The sequence below is a fragment of the Leifsonia sp. NPDC058194 genome (assembly GCF_042883605.1).
Lineage (GTDB): Bacteria > Actinomycetota > Actinomycetes > Actinomycetales > Microbacteriaceae > Leifsonia.
This window is the reverse complement of the sequence record NZ_JBHVVL010000005.1, coordinates 43643-67012: the sequence shown is the minus strand read 5'-3', so window position 1 is coordinate 67012 and position 23370 is coordinate 43643. Positions and strand designations below refer to the sequence as shown.

26 protein-coding genes are annotated in these 23370 nt (G+C 70.4%); 14 read left to right on the top strand and 12 right to left on the bottom strand.

Going from position 1 to position 23370, the window contains the following annotated elements:
- The first annotated feature begins 70 nt into the window (after positions 1–70).
- The 4 genes from ACFVU2_RS17650 to ACFVU2_RS17635 all read left to right on the top strand — a co-directional run bounded on the left by ACFVU2_RS17650 (position 71) and on the right by ACFVU2_RS17635 (position 4043).
- Positions 71–1606: a sugar transferase gene (locus ACFVU2_RS17650; protein WP_387877007.1), complete on the top strand. Its 1536-nt coding sequence runs from the start codon at positions 71–73 to the stop codon at positions 1604–1606.
- 55 nt (positions 1607–1661) lie between these two features.
- Complete coding sequence (locus ACFVU2_RS17645) at positions 1662–2288, top strand: DapH/DapD/GlmU-related protein (protein ID WP_387877004.1); 627 nt, start codon at positions 1662–1664, stop codon at positions 2286–2288.
- On the top strand, positions 2285–2965 hold the full coding sequence (locus ACFVU2_RS17640) for a hypothetical protein (protein WP_387877003.1): 681 nt from the start codon (positions 2285–2287) through the stop codon (positions 2963–2965). Before ACFVU2_RS17645 ends, ACFVU2_RS17640 begins: the two co-directional genes overlap by 4 nt.
- Before the next feature lie 64 nt (positions 2966–3029).
- Positions 3030–4043, top strand: coding sequence for a TolB family protein (locus tag ACFVU2_RS17635; protein WP_387877000.1), 1014 nt, complete (start codon positions 3030–3032; stop codon positions 4041–4043).
- Between the two features lie 512 nt (positions 4044–4555).
- Here ACFVU2_RS17635 and ACFVU2_RS17630 read toward each other — a convergent pair.
- Positions 4556–5269, bottom strand: a complete 714-nt coding sequence (locus tag ACFVU2_RS17630; protein WP_387876997.1) for an SOS response-associated peptidase — start codon at positions 5267–5269, stop codon at positions 4556–4558.
- A gap of 112 nt (positions 5270–5381) precedes the next feature.
- Here ACFVU2_RS17630 and ACFVU2_RS17625 point away from each other — a divergent pair, with 112 nt between their 5' ends.
- Positions 5382–5777: a hypothetical protein gene (locus tag ACFVU2_RS17625; protein ID WP_387876994.1), complete on the top strand. Its 396-nt coding sequence runs from the start codon at positions 5382–5384 to the stop codon at positions 5775–5777.
- Here ACFVU2_RS17625 and ACFVU2_RS17620 read toward each other — a convergent pair.
- From ACFVU2_RS17620 to ACFVU2_RS17595, 6 genes are all read right to left on the bottom strand, one after another.
- Positions 5731–6954, bottom strand: coding sequence for a DUF998 domain-containing protein (locus ACFVU2_RS17620; RefSeq protein WP_387876991.1), 1224 nt, complete (start codon positions 6952–6954; stop codon positions 5731–5733). The two genes, ACFVU2_RS17625 and ACFVU2_RS17620, sit on opposite strands and share 47 nt — an antisense overlap.
- Before the next feature lie 43 nt (positions 6955–6997).
- On the bottom strand, positions 6998–8560 hold the full coding sequence (locus tag ACFVU2_RS17615; RefSeq protein WP_387876989.1) for a hypothetical protein: 1563 nt from the start codon (positions 8558–8560) through the stop codon (positions 6998–7000).
- Positions 8561–8698: 138 nt separating this feature from the next.
- Positions 8699–8959: a Txe/YoeB family addiction module toxin gene (locus ACFVU2_RS17610; protein ID WP_387876987.1), complete on the bottom strand. Its 261-nt coding sequence runs from the start codon at positions 8957–8959 to the stop codon at positions 8699–8701.
- Positions 8956–9207: a type II toxin-antitoxin system Phd/YefM family antitoxin gene (locus tag ACFVU2_RS17605; RefSeq protein WP_387876985.1), complete on the bottom strand. Its 252-nt coding sequence runs from the start codon at positions 9205–9207 to the stop codon at positions 8956–8958. Before ACFVU2_RS17605 ends, ACFVU2_RS17610 begins: the two co-directional genes overlap by 4 nt.
- Positions 9208–9287: 80 nt before the next feature.
- On the bottom strand, positions 9288–10325 hold the full coding sequence (gene mgrA / locus ACFVU2_RS17600; RefSeq protein WP_387876983.1) for an L-glyceraldehyde 3-phosphate reductase: 1038 nt from the start codon (positions 10323–10325) through the stop codon (positions 9288–9290).
- A gap of 71 nt (positions 10326–10396) precedes the next feature.
- Entirely contained in the window at positions 10397–10657 is a 261-nt protein-coding gene (locus tag ACFVU2_RS17595) for a LapA family protein (RefSeq protein WP_387876981.1), read from the bottom strand.
- A 148-nt stretch (positions 10658–10805) separates the two neighbouring features.
- On the opposite strand from ACFVU2_RS17595, the gene ACFVU2_RS17590 reads away from it, so the two are divergent.
- The 6 genes from ACFVU2_RS17590 (at position 10806) to ACFVU2_RS17565 (ending at position 15743) form a co-directional block, all read left to right on the top strand.
- On the top strand, positions 10806–13436 hold the full coding sequence (locus tag ACFVU2_RS17590; RefSeq protein ID WP_387876978.1) for an InlB B-repeat-containing protein: 2631 nt from the start codon (positions 10806–10808) through the stop codon (positions 13434–13436).
- Positions 13437–13501: 65 nt separating this feature from the next.
- On the top strand, positions 13502–13954 hold the full coding sequence (locus ACFVU2_RS17585; protein WP_387876976.1) for a GNAT family N-acetyltransferase: 453 nt from the start codon (positions 13502–13504) through the stop codon (positions 13952–13954).
- Positions 13955–14019: 65 nt separating this feature from the next.
- A complete protein-coding gene (locus ACFVU2_RS17580; protein ID WP_387876973.1) occupies positions 14020–14403 on the top strand; it encodes an ArsR/SmtB family transcription factor in 384 nt (127 codons plus the stop codon).
- Positions 14400–14879 carry an SRPBCC family protein gene (locus ACFVU2_RS17575; protein WP_387876972.1) on the top strand — a complete coding sequence of 160 codons (480 nt, stop codon included), beginning with the start codon at positions 14400–14402 and terminating at the stop codon, positions 14877–14879. Before ACFVU2_RS17580 ends, ACFVU2_RS17575 begins: the two co-directional genes overlap by 4 nt.
- Positions 14876–15487, top strand: a complete 612-nt coding sequence (locus ACFVU2_RS17570) for a dihydrofolate reductase family protein (RefSeq protein ID WP_387876969.1) — start codon at positions 14876–14878, stop codon at positions 15485–15487. The genes ACFVU2_RS17575 and ACFVU2_RS17570 overlap by 4 nt, the downstream gene beginning before the upstream one ends.
- Positions 15488–15605: 118 nt before the next feature.
- Positions 15606–15743: a hypothetical protein gene (locus ACFVU2_RS17565; protein WP_387876967.1), complete on the top strand. Its 138-nt coding sequence runs from the start codon at positions 15606–15608 to the stop codon at positions 15741–15743.
- A 152-nt stretch (positions 15744–15895) separates the two neighbouring features.
- Here ACFVU2_RS17565 and ACFVU2_RS17560 read toward each other — a convergent pair whose 3' ends face one another.
- Genes ACFVU2_RS17560 through ACFVU2_RS17540 form a run of 5 tightly spaced genes read right to left on the bottom strand, consistent with a single transcriptional unit; the run spans position 15896 to position 20433 of the window.
- Positions 15896–17119 carry a sensor histidine kinase gene (locus ACFVU2_RS17560; protein ID WP_387876965.1) on the bottom strand — a complete coding sequence of 408 codons (1224 nt, stop codon included), beginning with the start codon at positions 17117–17119 and terminating at the stop codon, positions 15896–15898.
- Positions 17116–17784: a response regulator transcription factor gene (locus ACFVU2_RS17555; RefSeq protein WP_387876963.1), complete on the bottom strand. Its 669-nt coding sequence runs from the start codon at positions 17782–17784 to the stop codon at positions 17116–17118. The genes ACFVU2_RS17560 and ACFVU2_RS17555 overlap by 4 nt, the downstream gene beginning before the upstream one ends.
- 38 nt (positions 17785–17822) lie before the next feature.
- Complete coding sequence (locus ACFVU2_RS17550) at positions 17823–18593, bottom strand: FAD:protein FMN transferase (protein ID WP_387876961.1); 771 nt, start codon at positions 18591–18593, stop codon at positions 17823–17825.
- Positions 18590–19048 carry an FMN-binding protein gene (locus ACFVU2_RS17545; protein WP_387876959.1) on the bottom strand — a complete coding sequence of 153 codons (459 nt, stop codon included), beginning with the start codon at positions 19046–19048 and terminating at the stop codon, positions 18590–18592. The genes ACFVU2_RS17550 and ACFVU2_RS17545 overlap by 4 nt, the downstream gene beginning before the upstream one ends.
- Complete coding sequence (locus ACFVU2_RS17540; RefSeq protein ID WP_387876956.1) at positions 19045–20433, bottom strand: ferric reductase-like transmembrane domain-containing protein; 1389 nt, start codon at positions 20431–20433, stop codon at positions 19045–19047. Before ACFVU2_RS17540 ends, ACFVU2_RS17545 begins: the two co-directional genes overlap by 4 nt.
- 114 nt (positions 20434–20547) lie before the next feature.
- Between ACFVU2_RS17540 and ACFVU2_RS17535 the strand changes: the two genes are divergently transcribed.
- The 3 genes from ACFVU2_RS17535 to ACFVU2_RS17525 all read left to right on the top strand — a co-directional run bounded on the left by ACFVU2_RS17535 (position 20548) and on the right by ACFVU2_RS17525 (position 23345).
- Positions 20548–21330 carry a thioesterase family protein gene (locus ACFVU2_RS17535; RefSeq protein WP_387876954.1) on the top strand — a complete coding sequence of 261 codons (783 nt, stop codon included), beginning with the start codon at positions 20548–20550 and terminating at the stop codon, positions 21328–21330.
- A 580-nt stretch (positions 21331–21910) separates the two neighbouring features.
- Positions 21911–22114, top strand: coding sequence for a cold-shock protein (locus tag ACFVU2_RS17530; RefSeq protein WP_387876952.1), 204 nt, complete (start codon positions 21911–21913; stop codon positions 22112–22114).
- Positions 22115–22250: 136 nt separating this feature from the next.
- Positions 22251–23345 (top strand): fatty acid desaturase family protein, encoded by a 1095-nt coding sequence (locus tag ACFVU2_RS17525; protein ID WP_387876950.1) that lies wholly within the window; start codon positions 22251–22253, stop codon positions 23343–23345.
- Positions 23346–23370: the final 25 nt, after the last annotated feature.

Here is a 23370-nt window from a genome sequence, read left to right as displayed (position 1 = left end):
GCTCTGTCCTCCTCGCCGGAGGACACCACCGCGAGACGGTCTCCTCGTACGCCGGCGGGGGGTGCGGACGATGACCGTCATCCGCCCCCGCCCGCTCGGCGGCCCCGTCCGCCGCCTCCGTCGCCCGGTCGACGCGCGTACCGGCGAGCAGCAGCAGCCATCCGCCGGCCAGCCTCGCGGCGGCGGCCGCCACTGGGCGTCGCACTACCGCGTGCGGCTCACGATCACCGACACCGTCATCGTGCTGGCGTCGGTCTCCGCGGCGTTCGTCATCCGCTTCGGCGTCGGGGGAGTGGTCCCGAATATCCTCGAGTTCCCGTTCGGCTACGGCGCGATCTCCTTGTTCATCGCCGCCGCGTGGCTGGGCGCCCTGACCTTCGGCCACACCCGCGACTCCCGGGTCGTCGGGATGGGGCTCTCCGAGTACAAGCTCGTCGCCGAGTCCAGCGCACTCGCCTTCGGCCTCCTCGCCATCCTGTTCCTGATCGCGCAGGTCGACATCGCGCGCGGCTACTTCCTCGTCGCCCTGCCGATCGGCGCGGCCGGGCTGCTCTTCAGCCGGTGGAGCTGGCGGCACTGGCTCCTGCGCCAGCGGCGTTTCGACAACTACCTCTCGCGCGCACTCGTGGTCGGCAGCGCCGACGACATCGAGTACGTGACGGGCCAGATCCGGCGCAAGTCCGGCGCCGCCTACAACGTCGTGGGCGCTGTGCCGGACGAGCCCGGGCTCACCACCGTGGGCGCCGACGCCGACCGTCTCCCGGTCGTCGCAGACCTGGCCGGGATCACCGCAGCCGCCGACCGCCTCGGCGTCGACACCGTGATCGTGGCCGGACAGCCCCGCGGCGGGAGCCGGTTCATCCGCAACCTGGGCTGGGCCCTCGAAGGCACAGCCACCGACCTCGTGCTCGCCTCCCGGCTGACGGACGTCGCCGGGCCGCGCATCCACTTCCGCCCCGTGGAGGGGCTGCCCCTCATCCACGTGGAGATCCCGCAGTTCGAGGGCGGCAAGCACGTCCTGAAGCGCCTGCTCGATGTCGTGGTGTCGGCCGCGGCGCTGGTCGTGCTCGCCATTCCGATGCTCGTCCTCGGGCTCATCATCCGTCTCGACAGCGCAGGTCCGGCGCTGTTCCGGCAGGAGCGGGTCGGCCGCAACGGCTCGACGTTCACGATGCTGAAGTTCCGGTCGATGGCCGTGGACGCGGAGGCCCGCCTCGCCGCGCTCCAGAAGCAGAACGAAGGCTCCGGCCTCCTCTTCAAGATGAAGGACGACCCGCGGGTCACCCGGGTCGGCCGCTTCATCCGCAAGTTCTCGCTCGACGAGTTCCCGCAGCTGTGGAACGTGCTCGTCGGCGACATGAGTCTCGTCGGTCCCCGTCCGCCTCTGCGGCGCGAGGTCGACGGGTACGAGAGCCACGTCCACCGCCGCTTGTACATCAAGCCGGGTCTCACGGGGATGTGGCAGGTCAACGGCCGCTCCGATCTCTCCTGGGAGGAGAGCGTCCGCCTCGACCTGTACTACGTGGAGAACTGGTCGCTCGCCGGCGACCTGGTGATCCTCTGGCGCACCGCCAAGGTGCTCCTGCAACCCACCGGCGCGTACTGAGCGCCACGCACCACGAACGATCCATCTCACGAGCGACGACCTGGGGGCGACGCTGATGACACTCATCGAAGAACAACCGATCGCTCCGGTGATCGCGGCCACCGCCGACGTCGATCCGCGCGCGGTCATCGGCCCGCGCACCCGCGTCTGGCACCTGGCCCAGGTGCGGGAGGACGCCACGATCGGCGCCGACTGCATCCTCGGTCGCGGGTCCTACGTCGGTCCGGGAGTCTCGATCGGCGACAACTGCAAGCTCCAGAACCACGCGCTCGTCTATGAGCCCGCGGTGCTCGAGGACGGCGTGTTCGTCGGCCCGGCCGTCGTGTTCACCAACGACGTGTTCCCGCGTGCCGTGAACCCGGACGGCACCCTCAAGTCGGCCGACGACTGGCACGCCGTCGGCGTGACCGTCCGCACCGGCGCCTCCATCGGCGCCCGGGCCGTCTGCATCGCGCCGGTGACCATCGGCCGCTGGGCGCTCGTCGCCGCCGGTTCGGTCGTCCGCGCGGACGTGCCCGATTACGCGCTGGTCGTCGGCGTCCCGGCCCGTCGCATCGGCTGGGTCGGCGAGGCGGGCTTCCCGCTGCGCGACGAGGGAGACGGCCGCTGGGTGTGCCCCGAGACCGGTCGCGGCTATGTCGAGACCGACGGCGCGCTCGCCCCGGAGGGAGCGCGGTCATGAAGCTCTCCCGTCGCACCTGGATCGTCTCCGGTCTCGCCGCCGCCGTCGTGCTCGCCGCCGGCGCTGTCACCCTCTCGCTGCTGCCCGGCCCGGCCGGCAGCCCCACCGCGGGCGCGCCCGCGGCCGGCTCTTCGTCCTCCCCGTCGCCGAGCGCGACGACCTCCGCGCCTGCCGCGGGCGCGCCCGCCGCGCCCGCCGCGCCCGCGCCGACCGCGCAGTCGTCGCCCCCGGCGGCGGGCAAGCGGTTCACCACCGAGGTCATCCCGGCCGACCCGCAGGCGACGCCGGCGCTGCCGCCGAGCACGCCCATCCCGTATCCGGTGAGCGCGCCGCTGCCCAAGACGGCCAGCGCGACCGGCGGGATCGTCGAGGGGTTCCCCACCACCGTGCTCCCGCAGCTGCCCGGGTCGAAGGTCAAGACCACCTCGGTCGCCTCGGACAGCCCGAACCTCCAGGTCTCCCTCACCGGCACCACCGACGGCTCGGTCACCGACGTCGTCGGCTTCTACCGGCAGGCGCTGGCGAAGTTCGGGATGTACGACGCGGCGGCCCCCGCGCTCGACGGCGCAACCGCGGTGACCTACAGCCGCGACGGCAACGCCGTGACCCTCACCGCCACCCCGAACCAATCGGGCACCTCGTTCGCCCTCTTCGGGACGTTCACGGCGAAGGGCTGACCGTGCGACCGCTCCGTCCCTCCCGATGCTCCGCAACACCGGCCGATTCCGGGATACTGGCCGCATGACCTCGCGTTCGAAGCGGTGGCTGCTCCCCGTGGCCACGGTGGTGCTGCTGGGCGGTGCCGCGGCGTTCGCCGCGGTCGCCTGGTCGGGCTACCAGCAGCGGCTGGACGCCCCCGCCGCGGCCGTCGCCACCCCGCGTCCGACCCTCCCCTCGGGGCCCCTGCTGGTGTTCCGCAACACCGAGGTCGGCGACGACTACGGCCTGGTGGCGTCCGTCCCGCTCGCGGATCCCGGGGGCAAGCGCACCGTCACCAGCCTGCCGTGCGACCGCGTCTACGCGACCCACGAGGATCTGATGTGCCTGCACACCGATCGCGGCGTGCTCACCACCTTCGGCGCCACCCTGTACGACGCGGCCGGCGACCGCCTGAACGACTGGGCGCTCCCCGGCGTCCCGAGCCGCACGCGCATCTCGGCCGATTCGTCGCTGGTGGCCGAGACGTCGTTCGTCACCGGCTCGTCGTACGGCGTGAAGGCCTTCTCGACCCGCACCCAGATCGCCCAGGTGAACGGCATCGACTACGGCAGCCTCGACGACTTCACCCTGCTGGTCGACGGCCAGAAGGTCACCGCAGACGACCGCAACTTCTGGGGCGTCACGTTCTCCAACGACGGCAACACGTTCTTCGCGACCGCCGCCTCGGGTGGCCACCACTGGCTGGTGCGCGGCAACCTCCGCGGCCGCAGCCTCGTCGCGATCAAGGACGGCGCCGAGTGCCCGTCCCTCTCGCCCGACGGGACGAGGATCGCCTACAAGAAGAACGTCTCCACCACGAGCACCCCGCGCTGGACCTTGGCGGTGCTGGACTTCGCGACCGGTGTCGAGACGCAGCTGCCCATCGCGGACAACGTCGACGACCAGGCCGAGTGGCTCGACGACGGCACCCTGCTCTACGGCCTCGCCGACGCCGCGAAGCCCGGCGACAGCAATGTCTTCTCCATCCCCATCGACGGCACCCACGGCCCGACCCTGTTCCTCGCCCACGCGTGGTCCCCGTCGGTCGTGCGCTGACCGACCGGGTTGAGGACTCCAGAGGTACACAGAGCTTCTAGGTCCGGCCGCGCCCGATCTATGAACTGGCTAAACGCCCCGCCAGCCTTCGCCCTGACCGTGACCACCAACAGCATTTCTGAGCTCACCAATACCTTGGACAAGGGAGGTGCTTGTGCGCATCAGCGTGCGCGTAGCGGAGCTGGCTCGTCTACCGGCTGCCGATAGGTCATCTCTCGCCTCGATTGCTTGCCACGCTTTCGTGCACAGCGCGGGAAGAGTCTCGGTACCTACCAGTGCGACCTCTTGATCTGCCAGAATCAGCCTGAATAGTCGCTCGAGCAACTGCTTAATGGCATCAATCGCTGGATGAGTTCCGGCCAGGCGCCTTCGAGTGAGCTCATAGGCGCAGAGAATCGGTGTTTCGGTGGGCTAACCGGGCCTTCCAGCGCTGATGGGTCGCAACCCTAAGGCGTTCACATTAGAAAGCCTTAGATTCCTTTACCGCCGTGTTTACATCAACAGCGATTCGATCACTCCAGCGGCTGGATGAGCTGGGGCCCGTCGTCCTTCGTGGAGAACGACGCGATCCGGTCGAACCGCAGGCCCTGCGCCTCGGCGACGCCCGCGGCGACCGCGTCGTCGACGAGTGCCTGGTCGCCGACGATCGACGGGTCGATCCAGTGCAGCCACATGTCCTCGGGCAGGATGACCGGGTTGCGGTCGTGGATGTCGGCCAGCGTCTGCACCGCGTCCGAGGTGAGGATGGTCGCCGTCAGCACCCACCGGTCCGGGTCATCGTCGCTCTTCGAGTGGTCGCGCCACCACGAGTAGAGCCCGGCGAAGCCCATCAGCTGGTCGTCGGGGTAGCGGATGAAGTACGGGGTCTTGCTGCCCTTCTCGCCCTGCCACTCGTAGTAGCCGCGCGCGAGCACGATCGCCCGGTGCGACTGCACCGGCTTGCGCCAGGTGGACTTCTCCACGATGCCCTCGGCGCGGGCGTTGAAGGTCGGGAACTTCAGCTTCAGCTCCTTCGACCAGCCCGGCACCAGCGACCAGCGGGCCCGTTCGAACCGCAGCTCGCGGTCTTTCGCCGAGTCGATCAGCACCGGGATGTCCTCGGTCGGCGCGATGTTGTACGCCTCCTCCCAGTCCGCGCGCCACTCCTCGGGCCGCCGCCCGGTGGCCTCCACGAACTCGGTGATCTCAGCGTTGACCCTGTCGTCCATCGCGAACCTGCCGCACATGTCGGCCAGCGTACCCGCGACCACCGACCGACTCGCGTGTGCCGATCTCCATCGTTCGACGGACGCGCCCGCGCTTCGCTCCGCCCTACGGTGGCGGGGGGAAGGGGAGTGCATGCCGACGATGGACAAGACCATGCGACGGCTGGTCGCGGTCGTGATGCTCGGTACGACCGCGATCCTCGTGGCGGCGGTCGTGTTCTTCACCGCGCCGGCCGCGGCGCTCGCTCACACGCTGAGCGTCCGGAGTCCGACCGAGCTGTGCGAAGAACAGGGGCAGCCGGCCGGATTCCATCCACCGCACCAGACGCGTGCGGAGGCGGTCGGCCGGGTCGTGCTGGATCCGCTCTCGGTTCACTGCTACTACGACGACTGGCTGGGCGCGGGTCCGACCGTGACGGTCGCGCGCGGCTGGCCTCCCTCGATGGCCCTGCTCGCGCTCTTCGGTCTCGGTGGCGCCGTGCTCAGCGGATGGGTCGCGATCGTCGCCCTTCGGCGAGCGGCGCGCTGACGAGCGACTCCTCCGTCTCGCCATTCGCCGTTGTGTCAGATCCGCCCGCCGCGGGCGTCGACTGGGGCTGTCCCTGCGCAGCCGCGTCGGCGCTCGTCGCCGTCGTGATGCGCAGGAAGACGATGATCCAGCTGAAGATCAGCACCGCGGCCACGAGCTCCACCGCGGTGAGGTTGTAGTCGCCGATCGCGAACAGCACGGCGACGACGGCGATGACGACGAGGAACGCCCAGCCGAGCAGGATGAAAGCGCGCGGCATCTCCGGGAGCAGCCAGCGCAGGCCGATCACGAGGGCGCAGAAGACGAGCGCCATGCCGGTGGCGACGGTGTTGTGGATGAGCAGGAACTGGTTGACCGGGAACAGCCCGACGCACGTGAGCATCACGCCGATCACGATCAGTGCGGTGCGCACCCGCACTTCACCCCGTGTCGGCGCTCGGTCGTCGGCTCCGGGGGACCCGGTGGCGTAGCGTGCGATCGCCGTCACAAGCACGCCGGCGACGATGACGGTGAGGTTGAACGCCATCCCCGAGATGTCGTCGGTCATGCCGAGCGCGCTGAGATTCTCCTTCCACCAGTGAGGGTCGGAGGCGGTGATCATGCTCGTCAGGGCGCCCAGCACGAGGAAAACGGCCAGCACCGTGGAGAGGAGCAGCGGGTTCATCTTCACGGCCGAGAGGAACACGTAGTACGCGCTGACAGCTGCGGCCGTGGCGACCAGGAGGGCGCCGGGGAACGCGAAGACGAACGCGTCCTGGAAGCTGCGGGCGAGGACGAAGCCCAGCACCGCCCACAGCAGGAGCACGACGATGGCGTGGGCGACCGCGATGGCGACGGTGTCGAACACCTCGACGGCGACGTTCAGGCGCGAGCGCGGGCCGACGGGCGCCGACCCGAACCAGGGGATGCGCCACGCGGCCGCCCGCCCGCCCGCATAGACCAGCAGCGCGACGATCCCCCCGGCGACCGCAGCGAACTCGCCGATCGATCCGGCGCCCGAGATCGCCAGGTGGCGACCGCCGAACACGATCAGGGCGACGACGCCGACGGCGATGAACGCCAGGGTGCCGACGCCGAGCGCGATGGACTCGACGGAGGAGGATCGCAGCCGGGTGAGGCGCTCGGCCGCGACCTCGTCGGCGGCGGTGGCAGTGTGGTGGGTCTCGGTCGCCCGCATGCCACCGAGCATAGAGGGCGGTGGGCGCGGAGCGCGGGAGGGATCAGCGGGTGAGCTCGATGATCGCCGTGCGGTGGGTGGTGACCACGCGACCGGTGGGCTCGTAGCCCAGCTCCATCAGGGCGTCGCGGCCGTAGTCCTTGAGGTTGCCGTCCACGTCGTTCTCGATCAGCCACACCCGCTCGACGCCGTCGAAACGCCCGAGCGCGCCCGCGTCCTGCACGCCGTAGGCGCGATCCGCCCAGCCGATGTTGTCGTAGAAGGGCGTCTGCAGCGTCACGTCGCGCACGTTCACGAACCCGGCCGGGTACGTGCGCATCGCGAGCCGGGGGCGCTGGGAGGGCCGGGTCGACTCGTCGAACACCACGGCGTCGCCGGGTACGGCGAGGGAGCCCACGGCCGCGCTCACCTCCGACCAGTCGCTGTTGTTCTTCGCGTACGGCCCGCGCTGCAGCAGGTAGACCGGGGCGCAGACGGCGATGAAGCCGAGCAGGCCGACGCCGGTCACGGCGAACGCGCGACGGGGGTCGCCGCGCCCGATCCACCGGCCGAGGACGAGGATGCCCTCGGCGACGAGGAGCGCGGCGGCAGGGGCCGCGAACGTGGAGTAGCGGGCCGTGTAGAGCGGGAAGACGAGGTTCGCGAGCAGCAGCGTCCCGGTGGGCACGATCAGCCAGCAGAAGCCGACCGTCGTCGCGGTCATCGGCACGCCGACCCGCAGCCGGAGCCCCGACCGGCGCCAGGCCGCGACGCTCGCGCCGACCGCGACGAGGATGAGCGCCCAGGCGACCGCGGCCACCCACGGCGTGCTGAACCACGGGGCGTACAGCAGGGTGCTCGGGTCGAGCGTCTGGGCCCCGAGGTAGCCGATCTGGCGGCGTTCGAAGAAGGCCAGCAGGGCGATGGGGGAGATCGCGAGCGCGGTGCCTGCCATCGACAGCGTCCAGGCGACCAGCGTCCTCCGCGATGCACGGGTGAGCAGCAGGAGGGCGAGATGCCCGACGGCGAGCGTGATCATGTAGAGGAACATGTAGGACGCGACGGCCATCCCCGCCGCGTACAGGACCCAGCACGTGCGGCGCACGTTCGCCGGGACCGTGCGGCCGCGTCCGTCGACGAGCCAGACGAGCAGCAGCGTGAGCCACGCCGCCGCCGCCGCGCTGAAGGCGAACGATCTGGCCTCCTCGCCGGCGTAGGTCATCCGGGGGAGGATCGTGCCGACGATGCCCGCGGCGATGGCTGCCGTGGGGCCGCCGCGCCGCCCGGCGAGCAGGGTGATGGCGGCGACCGCGAACCCGATGGCGACCGCGCTCGGGAAGCGGATGGCGAAGGCGCTGTCGCCGACCAGCCGGATCCATCCGTGCAGGCCGAGGTAGTAGAACCCGTGGACCGCGTCCACATGGAAGAGCATGGTCAGGAGGCTGCCGACCGGGCGTTCGGCCGACATCACGCTGGCCGCCTCGTCGCCCCAGAGGGACGGGATCCAGCTGCCCGCCGCGCTCACCGCGGTGGCGACCAGGCCGAACGCGATCGCGATCGTCCACGGGCGGACCGCTGCCAGCGGTTCGGCGCCCGTGCGCCGTTCGGTCTCGATGATCGCGGTCATGCCCACAGCCCCCGGACTCTAGCGCTCGGAAGAGAACACGCTGCAGTCAACCAGGGAACATCGAGTATCGGCCGGGAACAGGATGCGCGTACTCACACGTGACATTCTGCACACGGCCCCTGAACGGTTCCGGTGCGTTCAGTAGTGCTCGCGCGCTTGAAGCACAACGATGTGGGTGTCCGTGACGTAGTAGACCAGGCGGTTGGTGTCGTCGATACGGCGCGACCAGGCTCCCGAGAGCACATGCTTCAGGGGTTCCGGCTTCCCGATTCCGGCGAACGGATCCCGCAGCACGTCCTGGATCAGCTGGTTGATCCGTTTCAGCGTCTTACGGTCTTCCGTCTGCCAATAGCAGTAGTCGTCCCAGCCGTGGCGGTCGAAGGCGAGTTCGCGGCTCACGTGTCGAGAAGGTCGTGCTGCTCGAATTCGCCGCGTCGAGCGCGTTCGATCGCTTCGAGCAGTCGCTCGGCATTCGGAGCGTTCCGCAAGAGATGTGCCGTCTCGGTCATCGCGTCGTAGTCGTCCTTCGACATGATGACTGCGTTGCCGTGCTTGGAGACGACTTCGATCGACGTGTGGTCTTCGTTGACCTGCTGGATCAGCCCGAACAGTCCTTTGCGCGCGTCGGTCGCAGTGATCGCAGCCATGGCGAACCTCCTCCTAGTGGTACAGGATAACGTACCATGCGAGGAGGTCGGCCGCGCGGGTGCTCGGCGGTGCGCGGGGGTCAGACCTCCCCGCGCCGTGCCCCCGCCCAGAGGTCGACGCCCGCGTCGACGGCGTGCTCGTCGATCGCGGCGAGCTCGGCATCCGTGAAGTCGAGGCGATCGAGCGCTGCGACGTTCTGCTCCAGCTGGCGGACGCTGCTGGCACCCGTCACGAGCGAGGTCACCCGTTCGTCGCGCAGCGCCCACGCGAGCGCCAGCTGGGCCAGCGTCTGCCCGCGCGCGGCGGCGATGTCGTTCAGGGCGCGGAGCCGGCCGATCGCCTCGTCGGTGAGCCAGCCCTGGTCGAACGACCCGGCAGCGGCTGCACGGGAGCCCTCGGGCACCCCGTCCAGGTACTTGTCCGTGAGCATCCCCTGCGCGAGCGCGGTGAACCCGATGACCCCCACGCCGAGGTCCGCCGTCGCGTCGAGCAGACCCTCGGTCTCGATCCAGCGGTTGAGCATCGAGTACGACGGCTGGTGGATGAGCAGAGGAGTGCCGAGCTCGCGGAGGATCTCGGCGGCACGGCGGGTCTCCTCCGGCCCGTACGACGAGATGCCGACGTAGAGCGCCTTGCCGCTGCGCACGGCGGTGTCGAGGGCCTGCATCGTCTCCTCGAGTGGAGTCGAGGGGTCCGGCCGGTGGGAGTAGAAGATGTCGACGTAGTCCAGGCCGAGGCGGGCGAGCGACTGGTCGAGGCTCGCGAGCACGTACTTGCGGCTCCCGCCGCCCTGGCCGTACGGGCCCGGCCACATGTCCCAGCCCGCCTTCGACGAGACGATCAGCTCGTCACGGAAGGGGGCGAGGTCTTCGCGCAGGATGCGGCCGAAGTTGGTCTCGGCGGCGCCGTAGGGCGGGCCGTAGTTGTTGGCGAGGTCGAAGTGCGTGATGCCCAGGTCGAATGCGCGCCGGACGATCGCGCGCTGCGTCTCGATCGGGCGGTCGTCGCCGAAGTTCTGCCAGAGGCCGAGGGACAGCGCGGGCAGGTCGAGCCCGCTGCGCCCGGTGCGGCGGTAGAGCATGCGGTCGTAGCGGTTCGAGGCGGGTTCGTAGGCCATGCCTCCAGGTTCGCGGTTCGCGGCGACGATGTCCAACAGCGGGATGCGATCCCATTCAGCAGCGCGGGATCTCAATTCCGGCGTTTGCGGGCCGCCCGATTGCGCGACAGGATCCAGCCGGTGACGGCCCCGACGACGAAGACGATGAGGACGAGCGCCCACGTCGGCATCTTCAGCTGCCCCCAGAGCACGAAGATCGTGGCGGTGTCGGCGCCGACGACGTTCTGGATCGTCACGACGACCAGGAGCACGACCAGCACGATGGCGAGCCACCGGCGCTTGAGGAACGTGACGAAGGAGTTCTCCCCGCTGCGGGACGCTGTCTGGCTCATGGGGTCAGTATGGCGCGAAGGCGCGGGGGACACCATGCGGTCGTAATGGCCGAACCCGCACCTCTCTCTGTGCGCCCTCTCACGAAACGATCGAGTTTTCACATCACTCGTGCGATCTGTTCGCGCATCACCAGAGAGAGTCAACACAGTGGGGTTCATTCATCGCATCGTGGCCGTCGGGTCGGCCGCGATCATCGGCGCAGGGGCGGCGCTCGTCGCCGTGGCGCCGGCATCCGCCGTCGGCGCCGCCGACTGGGCGGCGTTCACGGCGGCCGTCAACGGGTCCGCCGGCAGCATCGAGCTGGGCGGCGACATCGAAGGCACGGGCGGGGTCGCGCTCCCCGCCGGGCGCACGCTCACGCTCGACCTCAACGGTCATGCGCTCACCGTCAGCGCTCCCGACAACGTCGCGGGCATCCGCGTCCCACCGTCGGCGACACTCGTCATCACCGACACCAGCCCGGCGCACAACGGTGTGCTGACGGCGTCGAGCGGTCAGTACGCGGCCGGCATCGGCGGCAACATGCACGAGTCCAGCGGGGCCGTCCGCGTCGACAACGGCACGGTCGTCGCGAACGGCAGCCTCTACGGCTCCGGGATCGGCGGCGGGATCGGCGGCGGCAGCGGCGCGATCACCGTCACCGGAGGCACTGTGACCGCGACCGCCGGCAACTACGCCGCTGGAATCGGCAGCAGCTCGAGCGCGACCACCGGCCCCATCGTCATCTCGGGCGGCACCGTCACGGCGAACGGCGGCGCGTACGGCGCCGGGATCGGCGGCGGGTCCGGCTCCACCAGCGGCTCCGTCTCCATCACCGGCGGGACCGTCACCGCGAACGGCGGCAACTACGGCCCCGGCATCGGTGCGGCCTGGCACGGCACGCTCGTCTCGGTGTCGATCATGGGCGGCATCGTGTCGGCGACCGGCGGCGACCGCGCCAACGGCATCGGCGGCGCCACCGGCACGGCGGGAGTCCCCGTCACGATCGGCGCGGGAGCGGCGGTGACGGCAGCCGGCGCGAGCTTCGAGGTCGTGAACGGCGTGCGCGTGCCGTACAGCGCCGTCGGCGGCGACCCGACGCTGGCCTTCGGCTCCCTCTCGGTCGCGGGCACCCTCACCATCCCGGCCGGAGCGTCGCTCGTCGTGCCGGCCGTCGCCACCGTCTCCGTCGACGCGGCGGGCGCGATCGTCAACAACGGCACCATCGACCTCACGGGTGCGATCAGCGGGGCCGTGGCGAACCACGGCGTGATCTTCGTCCGCACGGGCGGGGTCGTCGACCCGGCCGCGGTCTCCGACCACAACTACGCCGTCGTGTTCGATCCGGCGGACGGGTCGGAGACGACCGCGATGCGGCTGTACGCCTCCACCTTCACGGCGGGCGGTCTCTCCGCACCCGGCACGCCCAGCCGCGACGGCTACACCTTCGCCGGGTGGTACCCGGTCGCGACCGGCGGCACCGCGTGGACCGTGAACACCAGCCTCAGCGCCGACACCACGCTCACCGCGCGCTGGAACCGCATCATCCAGCCCTTCACGACGCCGGTCTCCGCCGTGATCACCGGCCCCGCCGTCGTCGGATCGACTCTGACCGCCACGGTGACGGCCGACTCCGCTCCCGCCGCGGAATCGTACGAGTACCAGTGGCTGGCCGGCGGAGACCCGATCGACGGCGCGACCGCAGCGACCTACGTGCCGACCGCCGCCGACCTCGAGCGGCAGATCAGCGTCGTCGTCTCCCCGGTGACCGACGGCTACGACAGCGCCACCGGGGCCACGGAGACCGATCCCACCGCCCCCGTCGGGGCGGGCTCGTTCACCTCGAACCCGACGGTCGAGATCGTGGGGACCGCGGTCGCGGGCGGGGAGCTGGTCGCGCAGATCGTCGACGAGGCCGTGCCGACCCCGACCGGGTACACCTTCCGCTGGTACGCCGACGACCTGGAGATCGAGGACGGGACGGGCCAGGCCTTCACCCCGACCCGCTTCCTCATCGGCACCCGGATCTCCGTCAAGGCCTACCCGCTGCTGGACGGCTACACCCCCTCCACCGGCGTCGCGTCCTCCGCGGCCACCGTGCCCGTCGCCGGACAGTCGTTCGGCGGCTTCATCGGCGTGAAGGTCGTCGGCACGCCGCAGGTCGGGCGCACCGTGACAGCGCAGGTGCAGGACGGCCTCGAGCCGTTCGCCGAGTCGTTCAGCTATGCCTGGAAGGCGAACGGCGTGCTCCTGCAGGTCGGGCCCAGCAGCGAGCTGGCGCTCGACCGCGTGCAGGCGGGTGCGGCCCTGACCGTGACGGTCACCGCCTCCACGCCCGGCTACGAGCCGGTCGAGGTCGCCTCCCAGCCGGTCACGGTCGTCTCGGCGCCGTCGCTGGCGGTCTCCCTCGCGTCCGTTCCCGCCGGGGCATCGGTCACCGTGTCGGGCGAGCACTTCGTCGCCGACCCGGAGGTGACGCTGGAGCTGCACTCCGACGTCGTCGTAGTCGGCGTCGTGGAGCCGTCGGCCGACGGCACGTTCACGTCGTCGTTCACGGTGGGCGCGGGCGTCGCTCCCGGTGTGCACCACGTCGTCGCCGTCGATGCGGACGGGCGCGAGCTCGCGTCGGTCGAGCTCACGGTGACGCCGGCCACGGCATCGGGCGCTGAGGCATCCGGCGCAGCGCTCGCGAGCACCGGTTCGGAGTCGCCGCTGCCCGCGGCCCTCACCGCAGCGCTGCTCGCCCTCGCCGGGCTGGTGCTCGCCCTGCGCGCGCGTCGTCGAGGCGCCCGCGCCTGATCCCCGACGCTCGAACGAGGCCCCGCGACCAGCCGGTCGCGGGGCCTTCGCGCTATCGTCGCGTCATGAGCGACGTGACGACGAACCCGGCGGGCCCGGAGGACGTGCCGGCGATCGAAGCGCTGGTGCGCGAGGCGTACGAGCCCTACATCGCCCGCATCGGCCGGCCGCCCGGCCCGCTCGGCGATGACTACGCCGCCATCGTCGCGGACGGCCGCGCGCTCGTCGCGCGACGAGACGACCGGGTCGTCGGGCTGCTCGTGACCTCCCTTCACTCCGACCACCTCCTGATCGAGAACGTCGCCGTCGGCGCGAGCGAGCGCGGGAGCGGCCTGGGCGCCGCCCTGCTGGGCATCGCCGAGGAGCGGGCGCGGGAGGCCGGGGTGGGTCAGGTGCGCCTGTACACGCACGAGAAGATGACGGAGAACCTGGCGTACTACCGGCGCCGCGGTTTCGAGGAGACGGGTCGGCGCACCGAGGACGGCTTCAGCCGGGTGTTCTTCGCGAAGAGCGTCTGAGCGGGCTGTTGACGTGACCGGGGACGCGGCGTAGTCTTTAGTCAACCGAGAGGTTGATAAACAAAGTGATTGATAAAACCGCTGGTGAGAGCATCGACGCCGTCCTCGACGCCGCCTTCGCCGCGCTCGCCGATCCGGTCCGCCGGGCGATCGTCGCCCGCCTGAGCCGGGGGCCCGCCACGGTCGGCGACCTCGCCGAGCCGTTCGACATCACCCTGCAGGCGGTGTCGAAGCACATCGGCGTGCTCGAGTCGGCCGGCCTGGTCTGGCGCACACGCGAGGCGCAGCGCCGCCCGGTCCATCTCGACGCCGCAGCGCTGGAGCGCCTCACGTCGTGGATCGACCGCTACCGGTTGGAGGCGGAGGCCCGCTACCGGCGCCTCGACGCCCTGCTCTCACCGGAGACACCACCGCTTTCACCAGATGCACAGAAGGAGAAGGAGTCATGAGCAATCCCGTCGTCATCGACGTCGTCCCGGGCGCGTCGTACGCCGATCTCACCCGCGAGTTCGACGCGCCCGTCGAGGCGGTCTTCCAGGCCCACGCCGACCCCGAGCAGTACGCGCGCTGGATCGGCCCCCGCGCTCTCGAGACCGTCATCACCCACTGGGACTTCCGCACCGGCGGAGGGTACGGATTCGAGCAGACGGACACCGACGGCACCTACGGGTTCCGCGGTGTCATCCACACCGTGGTCGAGAACGAGCTGATCATCCAGACCTTCGAGTTCCTGGGGGCGCCGGGCGAGGTGAGCCTCGACCGCCTGCGGTTCGAGGCGCTCCCCGGCGGCCGGAGCCGTCTCGTCGGCCGCTCCGTGATGACCTCGAAGGAGGCGCTGGACGCGATGATCGCCTCCGGGATGGAGTACGGCGTGCGCGAGGGCTACGAGAAGCTCGACGAGCTGCTCGCGGGGCGGGCGTCATGACCCGCGTCGTCGCCGACATCACGATCTCGCTCGACGGCTTCGTGACGGGCCCGGACGCCGGACCGGAGAACGGGCTGGGCACGGGCGGGCGACCCCTCCACACCTGGGCGTTCTCCGACGATCCCGGGGACCAGCGGTTCCTTCAGCAGGGAATGGAGCGCTCCGGCGCGGTCGTGATGGGGAGGCACCTGTTCGATGTCGTCGACGGCCCAGGAGGCTGGAACGACGAGGTCGGCTACGGGGCGGGGGAGGTCGGCCGGCCGCCGTTCGTCGTCGTCACATCCGAGCCTCCCGCCTCGGTGCGGCTGAGCGAGCTCGACTGGACGTTCGTCACCACGGGCCTCGCCGACGCGATCGCCGTCGCCCGCGATCGGGTCGAGGCGGCCCCCGCGACCGGCCGGGAGCGCGACGTCGTCCTCATGGGCGGCGGCGCGCTCATCGGCTCGGCGCTCGCCGCGGGCCTCGTCGACGAGCTCAGCCTCCACATCGCGCCACTGCTCCTCGGAGCAGGCACTCCGATCTTCGTGGCGGGCCCGCCACGCGCACTCGTCCAGCGCGCGGCCGTCGTGACCTCCACAGCGACCCACCTGACCTACGACGTGCTCTGACCGATCCCGGCGTCGGCGCTCGACCGTCTTCTCTGTCATTAATATTCACGATCTGCAACGATGGATCTCAATCGCCGGATGCGCGTCATCGGCGAACGGGACAGGACGACAGGGAGGCATGACGATGGGGCCGATCTTCTGGTGGAACGTCTGGAACGGTGTCGGAGTCGCCGTGATCGTCGGGGGCGTCGTGACGCTCACCGTGTGGGTTCGACGCCGGAACCGTCGGAGCGACGACTCCGCATCCCGCAAGTGACCGGCCTGCACCGTTTCACGGGGGCTGTCAACCCGGTGCGGTGCCCGGGCGCACGACGTATCGTCGGCCACGGTGTGAAAACGCCACCTAGCAGCGGAAGCCCGGCCTCGCGCCGGGCTTCCGTGTGTCGACGTGGGGACGGGTTCCACCGCTCATCGCTTCCGAGCGCCGCTCGTCGGCAGGTGGACCGTCACTTCCGCGCCCCCGTCCGGCCGATTCGACGCGGTGACCCGGCCGCCGTGCCGATCCACCACCTCGGCGACGAGGGCGAGGCCCAGTCCATAGTGCCGCTGGTGACCGGCGTCGGCACTCGTCCGCGACGACGCGAAGCGGTCGAAGGCGCGCTGTTGGAGGTCGCCGGTGAATCCCTGCCCGTCATCGGCGACGATGAGGACGACCTCGGAGGCCGAGTCCGACACATCGATCCGGATCCGCGCGGACGCATGGTCGAGTGCGTTGTCGACGAGGGCGACGACCATTCGTCGAAGGGACACCGGGTTCCCGTCGACGACGGCGTCTGACGCAGCGGACGTCTCGATCGTGATCCCTCGGTCATGCGCACGTCCATCGGCGGACCGCGCGACCGAGGCGGCCAGCACGCCGATGTCGACCCCCTCCGTGGGCGTGCTCTGCCGAGGGTCCGCGGCGATGAGCAGGTCTTCGACGATTTCGGTGAGCGCCCTGCTGTCGTCCACCACCTCGTCGAGTCCAGCCCGCAATTCGCCGTCGTCCGTCATCCCGCCGGCGGCGGAGAGCCGCCGGCGCAGGAGCTGAGCCCGCGTGCTGAGCAGAGTGAGCGGAGTGCGGAGCTCGTGGCCGGCGTCCGCGACGAACTGCCGTTGGAGGGTCAGCGCCTCCGCCATCGGCCGCATCGACCTCCGGGCGAGCAGGAATCCGAGGCCGGTGGCGGCCACTGCGGCGATCGCGCCGGACACGACGAGCGCGACGAGCAGCCGATCCAGTTCCTCTTCCTGCTCTCCGAGACCGTAGGAGACCTGCACGACCTTTCCCCGTCGCACGTTCGTGACGGTGAGGTAGTTCTGACCGCCCGCCGCGAGGGTCTCCGTCCGCGAGCCGCCGTTCTGCGCGATCGCGTCGAGCGCGGCCTGGTCGGGCAGGCCTTTCGGCAGGTCCGGCGAGCTGTCGTGCCCATCCGGCGTCACCACCGTCACGAGGAGGTCGCGCGGGGCGTCGTGCACCGAATCGACCATCGACGCGTCGGAGAGTGCCCGGTGGGCCGCCTCGTTCTGTCCCGCCGCCACCACCGCATAGACGACGACACCGAGAAGCGCGAACAGCGCGACGATGACGAGCGCGAACTGGATCGCGAGACGCCGGGAGGCCGAGCGGAGTTCGCGCTGATCGGCGTCCCTCACCGGAGCCCGCCCATCCGGTATCCGACCCCGCGCACGGTCTCGATCAGCGCGCGTCCGAACTTGCGTCGCAGGTGGTGGACGTAGGTGTCGACGACGCCGGGATCGTCCGCGGCAGCGAACACCTGGTCGAGGAGCACCGGCCGCGAGAAGACCTGGTCGGGGCGGCGCGCGAGGAGCTCCAGGAGGCTCGCCTCGCGGTCCGAGAGCACCGTCCGCGTCCCATCCACGAGGATGACCGTGCGGCCGTTCACGTCGAGGTGCCCGCCGGCGAACCGCACGATCGGGACACTCGAGGACGCCCTCCGGATCAGAGCACGTACACGTGCCAGCAGCTCATCGATGTCGAACGGTTTGGAGAGATAGTCCTCCGCTCCGGCGTTCAGGCCGTCCACTCGGTCGGGCGCGGTACCGAGTGCGGACAGGATGAGGATCGGCGTCGTCACACCGCCCTGGCGGAGTGCGCGGAGGACTCCGAGCCCGTCGACCGCTGGGAGGCCGCGGTCGAGGATGATCGCGTCGTACGTCTCGGTGAGGCCACGATGGAGCGCTCGCTGTCCGTCGTGCGCGATCTGCACGTCATAGCCTTCGGTGAGGAGCAACGTGCCGAGCATGTCCGCAAGCCGGCCGTCGTCCTCGGCCACGAGCACGCGCAGTCCCTCGCTCATGTCCGCAGTATAGGAGCCGTGTCCGGAGGCCTCCGGAATCATCGGAGGCGGCCCGCGGACGCGGACGCGGACGAGGACGCGAACACGAGTTCTCCTGCGCCGAGGAGGCTGCCGTCCGTTCCCGCCACGAGGACGCCCCGTGCGCCGTGGGAGACCGCCCAGGCGGCACCTGACGGCCCGAGGGCGAAGACGGCGGTCGCGAGCAGATCGGCGGTCGTGAGGTCATCGGCGACGACGGTCGCGCTGGTGAGGGAGTCGGCCGCGACGCCCGTGCGGCCGTCGACGATGTGGGCTCCGCGTTCGTAGGCGCCGGAGGTCGCTACGGCTCCCCCCGTCACGGACAGCACAGCCAGTACCTCGGCCGCGGAGTCGGGCGATCGCACGGCGACGTTCCAGGGCCGCCCCTCGCCAGGGCTTCCCGAGACCGCGACATCGCCACCGGCGTTCAGGCAGTAGTCCGCCAAGCCGCATGCGGTCAGCTCCCGTGCGGCCCGGTCGGCCGCCCACCCCTTGACGACACCGTCCAGATCCCAGGTGCCGTCGGGCAGGCGGATGCGGAAGGCGCCGCCCGACGCCTCGGCGGTCGCCGACCCGAGGGCCACGACCTCTCGGAACTCCTCGCTCGCCGCGGTCAGGTCGCCGCCGGAAGCGTTGATCCGGCTGAGCTCGCTGTCGCTCCGGTAAGCGCTGAATCGGCGGTCGGCTTCGCCCAGGATCCGGAACGCGCGCCGGGCCGCGATCGACGATTCGGCCCGGTCGCGCACGTCGATGGACATCGGGATCCCCATCACGGTCTCGAGGTATCTCATCGCTGATCGATCGCCGACTGCACCGACTGGATGTAGCCCTCCGAGGTGTACGTCGCCCCCGAGACCGTATCGATCTTCGCCGACTGCGACGCGAGCACCTCGGACTGCAGCAGAGGGAGCGCTTGCTGGTTGATCTCGATGTCGCGGCCGTCGCGGTTCGGCGATTGGAGGGTGTCCACAGCCGTGATGCGTGAGCCCGCGAACGTGACCTTCACTTGCACGACGCCGTAGCGGGTCTGAACGGCCGAACCCGTGACGACCGATGCCGTGGCGTCCGTCGTCGTCGTCGGCGACGTCGGGGTCGGGGTCGGGGTCGCGGTGGGCTGGGAGCCGGCCGCCGTCGCGGGCGTCGTCGACTCCTCGCCGACCCCGTACAGCTTCACACCGACGGTCGCCCCCATGACGACGAGGATCACGGTGAAGAGGATCGTTCCACGCCAGCTTCTGCTGTTCATGACATGCTCAGTTCTTCTCGGTGGATGAATCGACGCGGCATCCGGAGCTCCCGCAGCGAGGATTCGACCTGCTCGGCCATCGCCTCGGGACCGCAGATGAACGCCTCCCACTCGGCGAGATCGGGGACGATGCGTGCGAGGGAGCCCGCGCCGAGCGGGTCGTAGCCCAATTCGGTGCGTCGCCCGACGAGGGGGAAGACCGTGACGCCCGGCAACGCCGTGAGCTCGTCCATCAGGGCCAGCTGCTCGACGGAGCTCACCCGGTAGAGGACGACCGGCCGTGCCCCTCGCAGGGCGAGCTCTTCGGCCAGGGCGCGAATCGGCCCAATGCCGGCTCCGCCCGCGACGAGCAGGATCCTGGAACGGCTCGCGCGGTCGGCGGTGAAGTGCCCGAACGGGCCCTCGGCGAACACGAGCGTGCCCGTCCTGAGAGCGGGCAGCTTCCGAGAATGGTCGCCCAGCGTTCCGACCGTGATCCGCAGGTGCCCGTTCGCGGGGACGGCCGACACCGAGTAGGGGTGCGCGGTGCCCAGGTGGCCCCACGAGATGAAGCGGACGAGCAAGAAGTTCCCGGCCCGCACCCCGAGCCGATCCAGGTTCGGCCCGCGCAGCCAGACGCTGTTCATCCCGGGGCTCTCCGCCACTACGGCGACGACGCGCATCCGGCCACGCCAGGCGTCCGTGGCCGGCAGGATGAAGCGCCACGTCAGGACCGCTGCCGCCGTCCCCAGATAGAGGAGGATCCACGCGATGCGATTGATCGGGTAGGCGACGAAATGTGCGCCGCCGCTCAGCTGGTGGAAGAACGTCAGGAAGATCGCGGCGTACGTGGTGACGTGCAGCCAGTACCAGACCTCGTACGACAGCCGCGTGCGGATGAGTCGTGCGCTGCTGAGACCGACCGCGAGGAAGGCGATCGTGCCGATGAGCGCTGTCAGCATGTCGGGATACGACTGCAGCACCGAGACGAGCTCATCCCACGGCGGGTTCCGGCTCGTCAGCTCGCCGCCCAGCACGATGAAGACGACGTGGGCGACGACCAGGAGGATCACCGACGTGCCGAGCGAGCGGTGCCACGAGACGAGCTTGTCCAGCCCCACGGCGTTCTCGAACCACGGGACCCGCGCGATCAGCAGCACCTGTGCGCAGACCAGCACCGCGCCGAGCATGCCGCTCAGCTCGCCGATGGAGGTGAGGGCGTTCGCGGGCGTCGCGACGAACGCTGCCGGGACGCTGGCCCACCACATGGCGAGCACGGCGACCAGGCTCGCCGCCAGCGCGAATCGCACCACTCGCGATCCGCGACGCTGACGCCCGGCCTCCGTGCGCCGGGCTCGCGGCCGCCGCGCCGGCGCCGCGGCGGTCGCTGCCCATGTCTCAACCATGACTCTCACAGTGACGCCCGATTCTTTCCGCATTCTTACGCAGGCCGTGAGGAGCCTCCACGACTCCTATCGATCGCGCCTGAGCAGCCTTCCCGCACGACATAGTCTGAGTGCATGGCGACGACGGCATACTTCCTCCCGACCGGTGAGCGCACCTTCACCCCGACCGCCGAAGCCGGGGGAGCCTGGGCCGACGATGAGATCCACTTCAGCCCGCTGGGCGGCCTAATCGCCCACGTGATCCTGCGGCACGCGGCCGAACGGCCCGGACCGCCGTTGCAGCTCGGGAGGATCAGCTTCGACATCCTGGGCTTCCTGGCCCTCGAGCCCGTCGAGATCCAGGTCGAGACCATCCGCCCTGGCCGGACCATCGAACTCGTCGAGGCGACCGCAGTCATCCGGGGCCGTGCCGCGGTCAAGGCGCGGGCCTGGCTGCTGTCCGCGTTCGACACGTCCGAAGTGGCGGGCGGCGCACCGGAGGCTCTTCCCGCTCCCGAGACTGCCCCGCGCTGGCCCATGAGCGACGTGTGGCGCGGCGGCTACGTCGCCTCCCTCGACGTCCGCGCGATCCGCCCGCCCGAGCCCGGTCGCGCGACCGTCTGGCTCTCGACCGACCGTGCGCTGATCGCCGGGGAGGAGGTCGACCCGGTGGCGTCCTGGCTGATGCTCGTCGACACCGCCAACGGGGTCGCCGTGCGGCGGCACCCCACCGAGTGGATGTTCCCCAACGTCGACCTGACCGTGCACCTGCACCGCCCGCCGCGCGGCCGGTGGCTCGGGCTGGACACCGAGGTGGTGTTCGGGGCGACCGGTCTCGGCGTCACCCGCTCCGTGCTCCACGATGAGGGAGGCGCGGTCGGTTTCGCCGAGCAGTCGCTGACGATCCGCCGCCTCTGACCGGGCGTGACGGGACCGCGGGCGGTCCGCTCAGGCCATCCGTGTATGCTGGGCCACGTCCGCACAGCGATGTGCCCCACCTGGCAGTACCTCGAGCCGAGCGGCTCGACCGTTCGACCAGCGGTGCCGGCGAATCGCGCCGAATCCCGCCTTCCTCTCGCTGACTCTCCCGAAGCAGCCCCTCATTCCTCTCCCCGACGTGACGCAGCCCCTCTTCTGATCCCGGCCGTCACCCCACGAACACACCGCGCCCCTCGGGCGCCGAAGGACGATCATCACAAGCATTCTCGAACACGCGACACCGTTCGCGACCACCTGGCGACAGGCAGACGACGACGTCTGGGCCGCCACCCGTGCCGGGGAATACGCCGGCATGGCCTACCGGATCCCGACAGGATTCGCCGTCCTCGACGACCAGTCGCGGCCGATCGGCACCGCCCCCTCCGTCGAGGAGGCGCAACTGCTGCTGTCGGCGTCCACCATCCCGTGCTCGCTCCAGAGCACCCACACACGCCCACGTCACATTCGGCGCGGGGGACGGAACCGTTCGCACGGTTCCCCATCACGAAAGAGAGAGACGATGGCTACAGGCACCGTCAAATGGTTCAACTCGGAAAAGGGCTTCGGCTTCATCGCCCCGGATGACGGCAGTGCCGACGTCTTCGCCCACTACAGTGCGATCGCCTCCAGCGGTTACCGCAACCTCGACGAGAACCAGAAGGTCGAGTACGACGTCGAGCAGGGCGCCAAGGGCCCGCAGGCGTCGAACATCCGACCCGCGTAACCGGTCGAAGGCGCCTCGTGGAACACGGGGCGCCTTCGCCGCCAACGCACAGCAACACCGCGTAGCCTCAACACATCTAGGGCGTTCCGTCCACACCTCGGCTGGGAAGTCGCATCGACAGCAGCGGAGGCACACGATGACCGTACCTACCCTCGGGCCCGTGCAGCGCACGCGCAAGCGCACCGAAGGCCGCCCGGCCGTGACGAGCACGTACAACGAACTGCTCGGACAGGTCCGCTCCCAGGGGCTGCTCGAACGCCGGCGGGGCTTCTACATCACCGTCTTCGCCCTGCTGACCGTCGGGCTCGGCGGCGCCGTCGCCGGCTTCGTCCTGCTGGGCGACTCCTGGTTCCAGCTGCTGATCGCGGGAGCGCTCGGCATCATCTTCACGCAGTTCGCGTTCCTCGCGCACGAGGCCTCGCACCGCCAGATCTTCGCGTCCGGCCCGGTCAACGACCGCGTCGGCCGGTTCCTCGCCACGTGGATGGTCGGCATGAGCTACCAGTGGTGGATGACGAAGCACACCCGCCACCACGCCAACCCGAACACCGTCGGCAAAGACCCCGACATCGAGTTCGACACCATCTCGTTCACCGAGGAGGACGCCGCCAAGCAGAAGGGCCTCATGGCCGCGATGACGCGGCGCCAGGGCTACTTCTTCTTCCCGCTGCTGATGCTCGAGGGCGTGAACCTCCACGTGCTGTCGGTCCGCTCGCTCCTGGAGCGCCGCCCCACCGTCGGCCGCTCGACGGAGCTGACCGCCATCGCCATCCGCCTGAGCGTCTACATCGCCCTGGTCTTCCTCTTCCTCCCGCTCGGCATGGCGTTCGCGTTCCTCGGCGTGCAGCTCGCCGTCTTCGGCGTCTACATGGGGGCGTCGTTCGCCCCCAACCACAAGGGCATGCCGCTGCTGCCGACCGGCTCCCGCGTCGACTTCCTCAGCAAGCAGGTCCTCACCTCCCGCAACATCAAGGGCGGCTGGTGGATGAACGCTCTGATGGGCGGCCTCAACCACCAGGTGGAGCACCACCTGTTCCCGTCGATGCCGCGGCCGTCGCTGGCTCGGGCACGGGAGCTGACCCGGGCGCACTGCGCGACCCACGGCATCCCCTACACGGAGACCACGCTGGTCCGGTCGTACGCCATCGTCATCGAGTACCTGAACCGGGTGGGCCTCGCCGCCCGCGACCCCTTCGACTGCCCGGCGGCAGCCGACATGCGACGACGCTGATCCGCTGACCGCGACCCGCTGACTG

Bases quoted from the DNA above. Each gene is read 5' to 3' on its own strand.
- ACFVU2_RS17620 (WP_387876991.1), bottom strand. From the start codon at position 6,954: ATGCGGGCGACCGAGACCCACCACACTGCCACCGCCGCCGACGAGGTC.
- ACFVU2_RS17585 (WP_387876976.1), top strand. From the start codon at position 13,502: ATGAGCGACGTGACGACGAACCCGGCGGGCCCGGAGGACGTGCCGGCG.
- ACFVU2_RS17540 (WP_387876956.1), bottom strand. From the start codon at position 20,433: ATGGTTGAGACATGGGCAGCGACCGCCGCGGCGCCGGCGCGGCGGCCG.
- ACFVU2_RS17565 (WP_387876967.1), top strand. From the start codon at position 15,606: ATGACGATGGGGCCGATCTTCTGGTGGAACGTCTGGAACGGTGTCGGA.
- ACFVU2_RS17645 (WP_387877004.1), top strand. From the start codon at position 1,662: ATGACACTCATCGAAGAACAACCGATCGCTCCGGTGATCGCGGCCACC.
- ACFVU2_RS17575 (WP_387876972.1), top strand. From the start codon at position 14,400: ATGAGCAATCCCGTCGTCATCGACGTCGTCCCGGGCGCGTCGTACGCC.
- ACFVU2_RS17550 (WP_387876961.1), bottom strand. From the start codon at position 18,593: ATGAGATACCTCGAGACCGTGATGGGGATCCCGATGTCCATCGACGTG.
- ACFVU2_RS17635 (WP_387877000.1), top strand. From the start codon at position 3,030: ATGACCTCGCGTTCGAAGCGGTGGCTGCTCCCCGTGGCCACGGTGGTG.
- ACFVU2_RS17615 (WP_387876989.1), bottom strand. From the start codon at position 8,560: ATGACCGCGATCATCGAGACCGAACGGCGCACGGGCGCCGAACCGCTG.
- ACFVU2_RS17595 (WP_387876981.1), bottom strand. From the start codon at position 10,657: ATGAGCCAGACAGCGTCCCGCAGCGGGGAGAACTCCTTCGTCACGTTC.
- ACFVU2_RS17625 (WP_387876994.1), top strand. From the start codon at position 5,382: ATGCCGACGATGGACAAGACCATGCGACGGCTGGTCGCGGTCGTGATG.
- ACFVU2_RS17630 (WP_387876997.1), bottom strand. From the start codon at position 5,269: ATGTGCGGCAGGTTCGCGATGGACGACAGGGTCAACGCTGAGATCACC.
- ACFVU2_RS17650 (WP_387877007.1), top strand. From the start codon at position 71: ATGACCGTCATCCGCCCCCGCCCGCTCGGCGGCCCCGTCCGCCGCCTC.
- ACFVU2_RS17535 (WP_387876954.1), top strand. From the start codon at position 20,548: ATGGCGACGACGGCATACTTCCTCCCGACCGGTGAGCGCACCTTCACC.
- ACFVU2_RS17605 (WP_387876985.1), bottom strand. From the start codon at position 9,207: ATGGCTGCGATCACTGCGACCGACGCGCGCAAAGGACTGTTCGGGCTG.
- ACFVU2_RS17555 (WP_387876963.1), bottom strand. From the start codon at position 17,784: ATGAGCGAGGGACTGCGCGTGCTCGTGGCCGAGGACGACGGCCGGCTT.
- ACFVU2_RS17525 (WP_387876950.1), top strand. From the start codon at position 22,251: ATGACCGTACCTACCCTCGGGCCCGTGCAGCGCACGCGCAAGCGCACC.
- ACFVU2_RS17545 (WP_387876959.1), bottom strand. From the start codon at position 19,048: ATGAACAGCAGAAGCTGGCGTGGAACGATCCTCTTCACCGTGATCCTC.
- ACFVU2_RS17530 (WP_387876952.1), top strand. From the start codon at position 21,911: ATGGCTACAGGCACCGTCAAATGGTTCAACTCGGAAAAGGGCTTCGGC.
- mgrA (WP_387876983.1), bottom strand. From the start codon at position 10,325: ATGGCCTACGAACCCGCCTCGAACCGCTACGACCGCATGCTCTACCGC.
- ACFVU2_RS17570 (WP_387876969.1), top strand. From the start codon at position 14,876: ATGACCCGCGTCGTCGCCGACATCACGATCTCGCTCGACGGCTTCGTG.
- ACFVU2_RS17640 (WP_387877003.1), top strand. From the start codon at position 2,285: ATGAAGCTCTCCCGTCGCACCTGGATCGTCTCCGGTCTCGCCGCCGCC.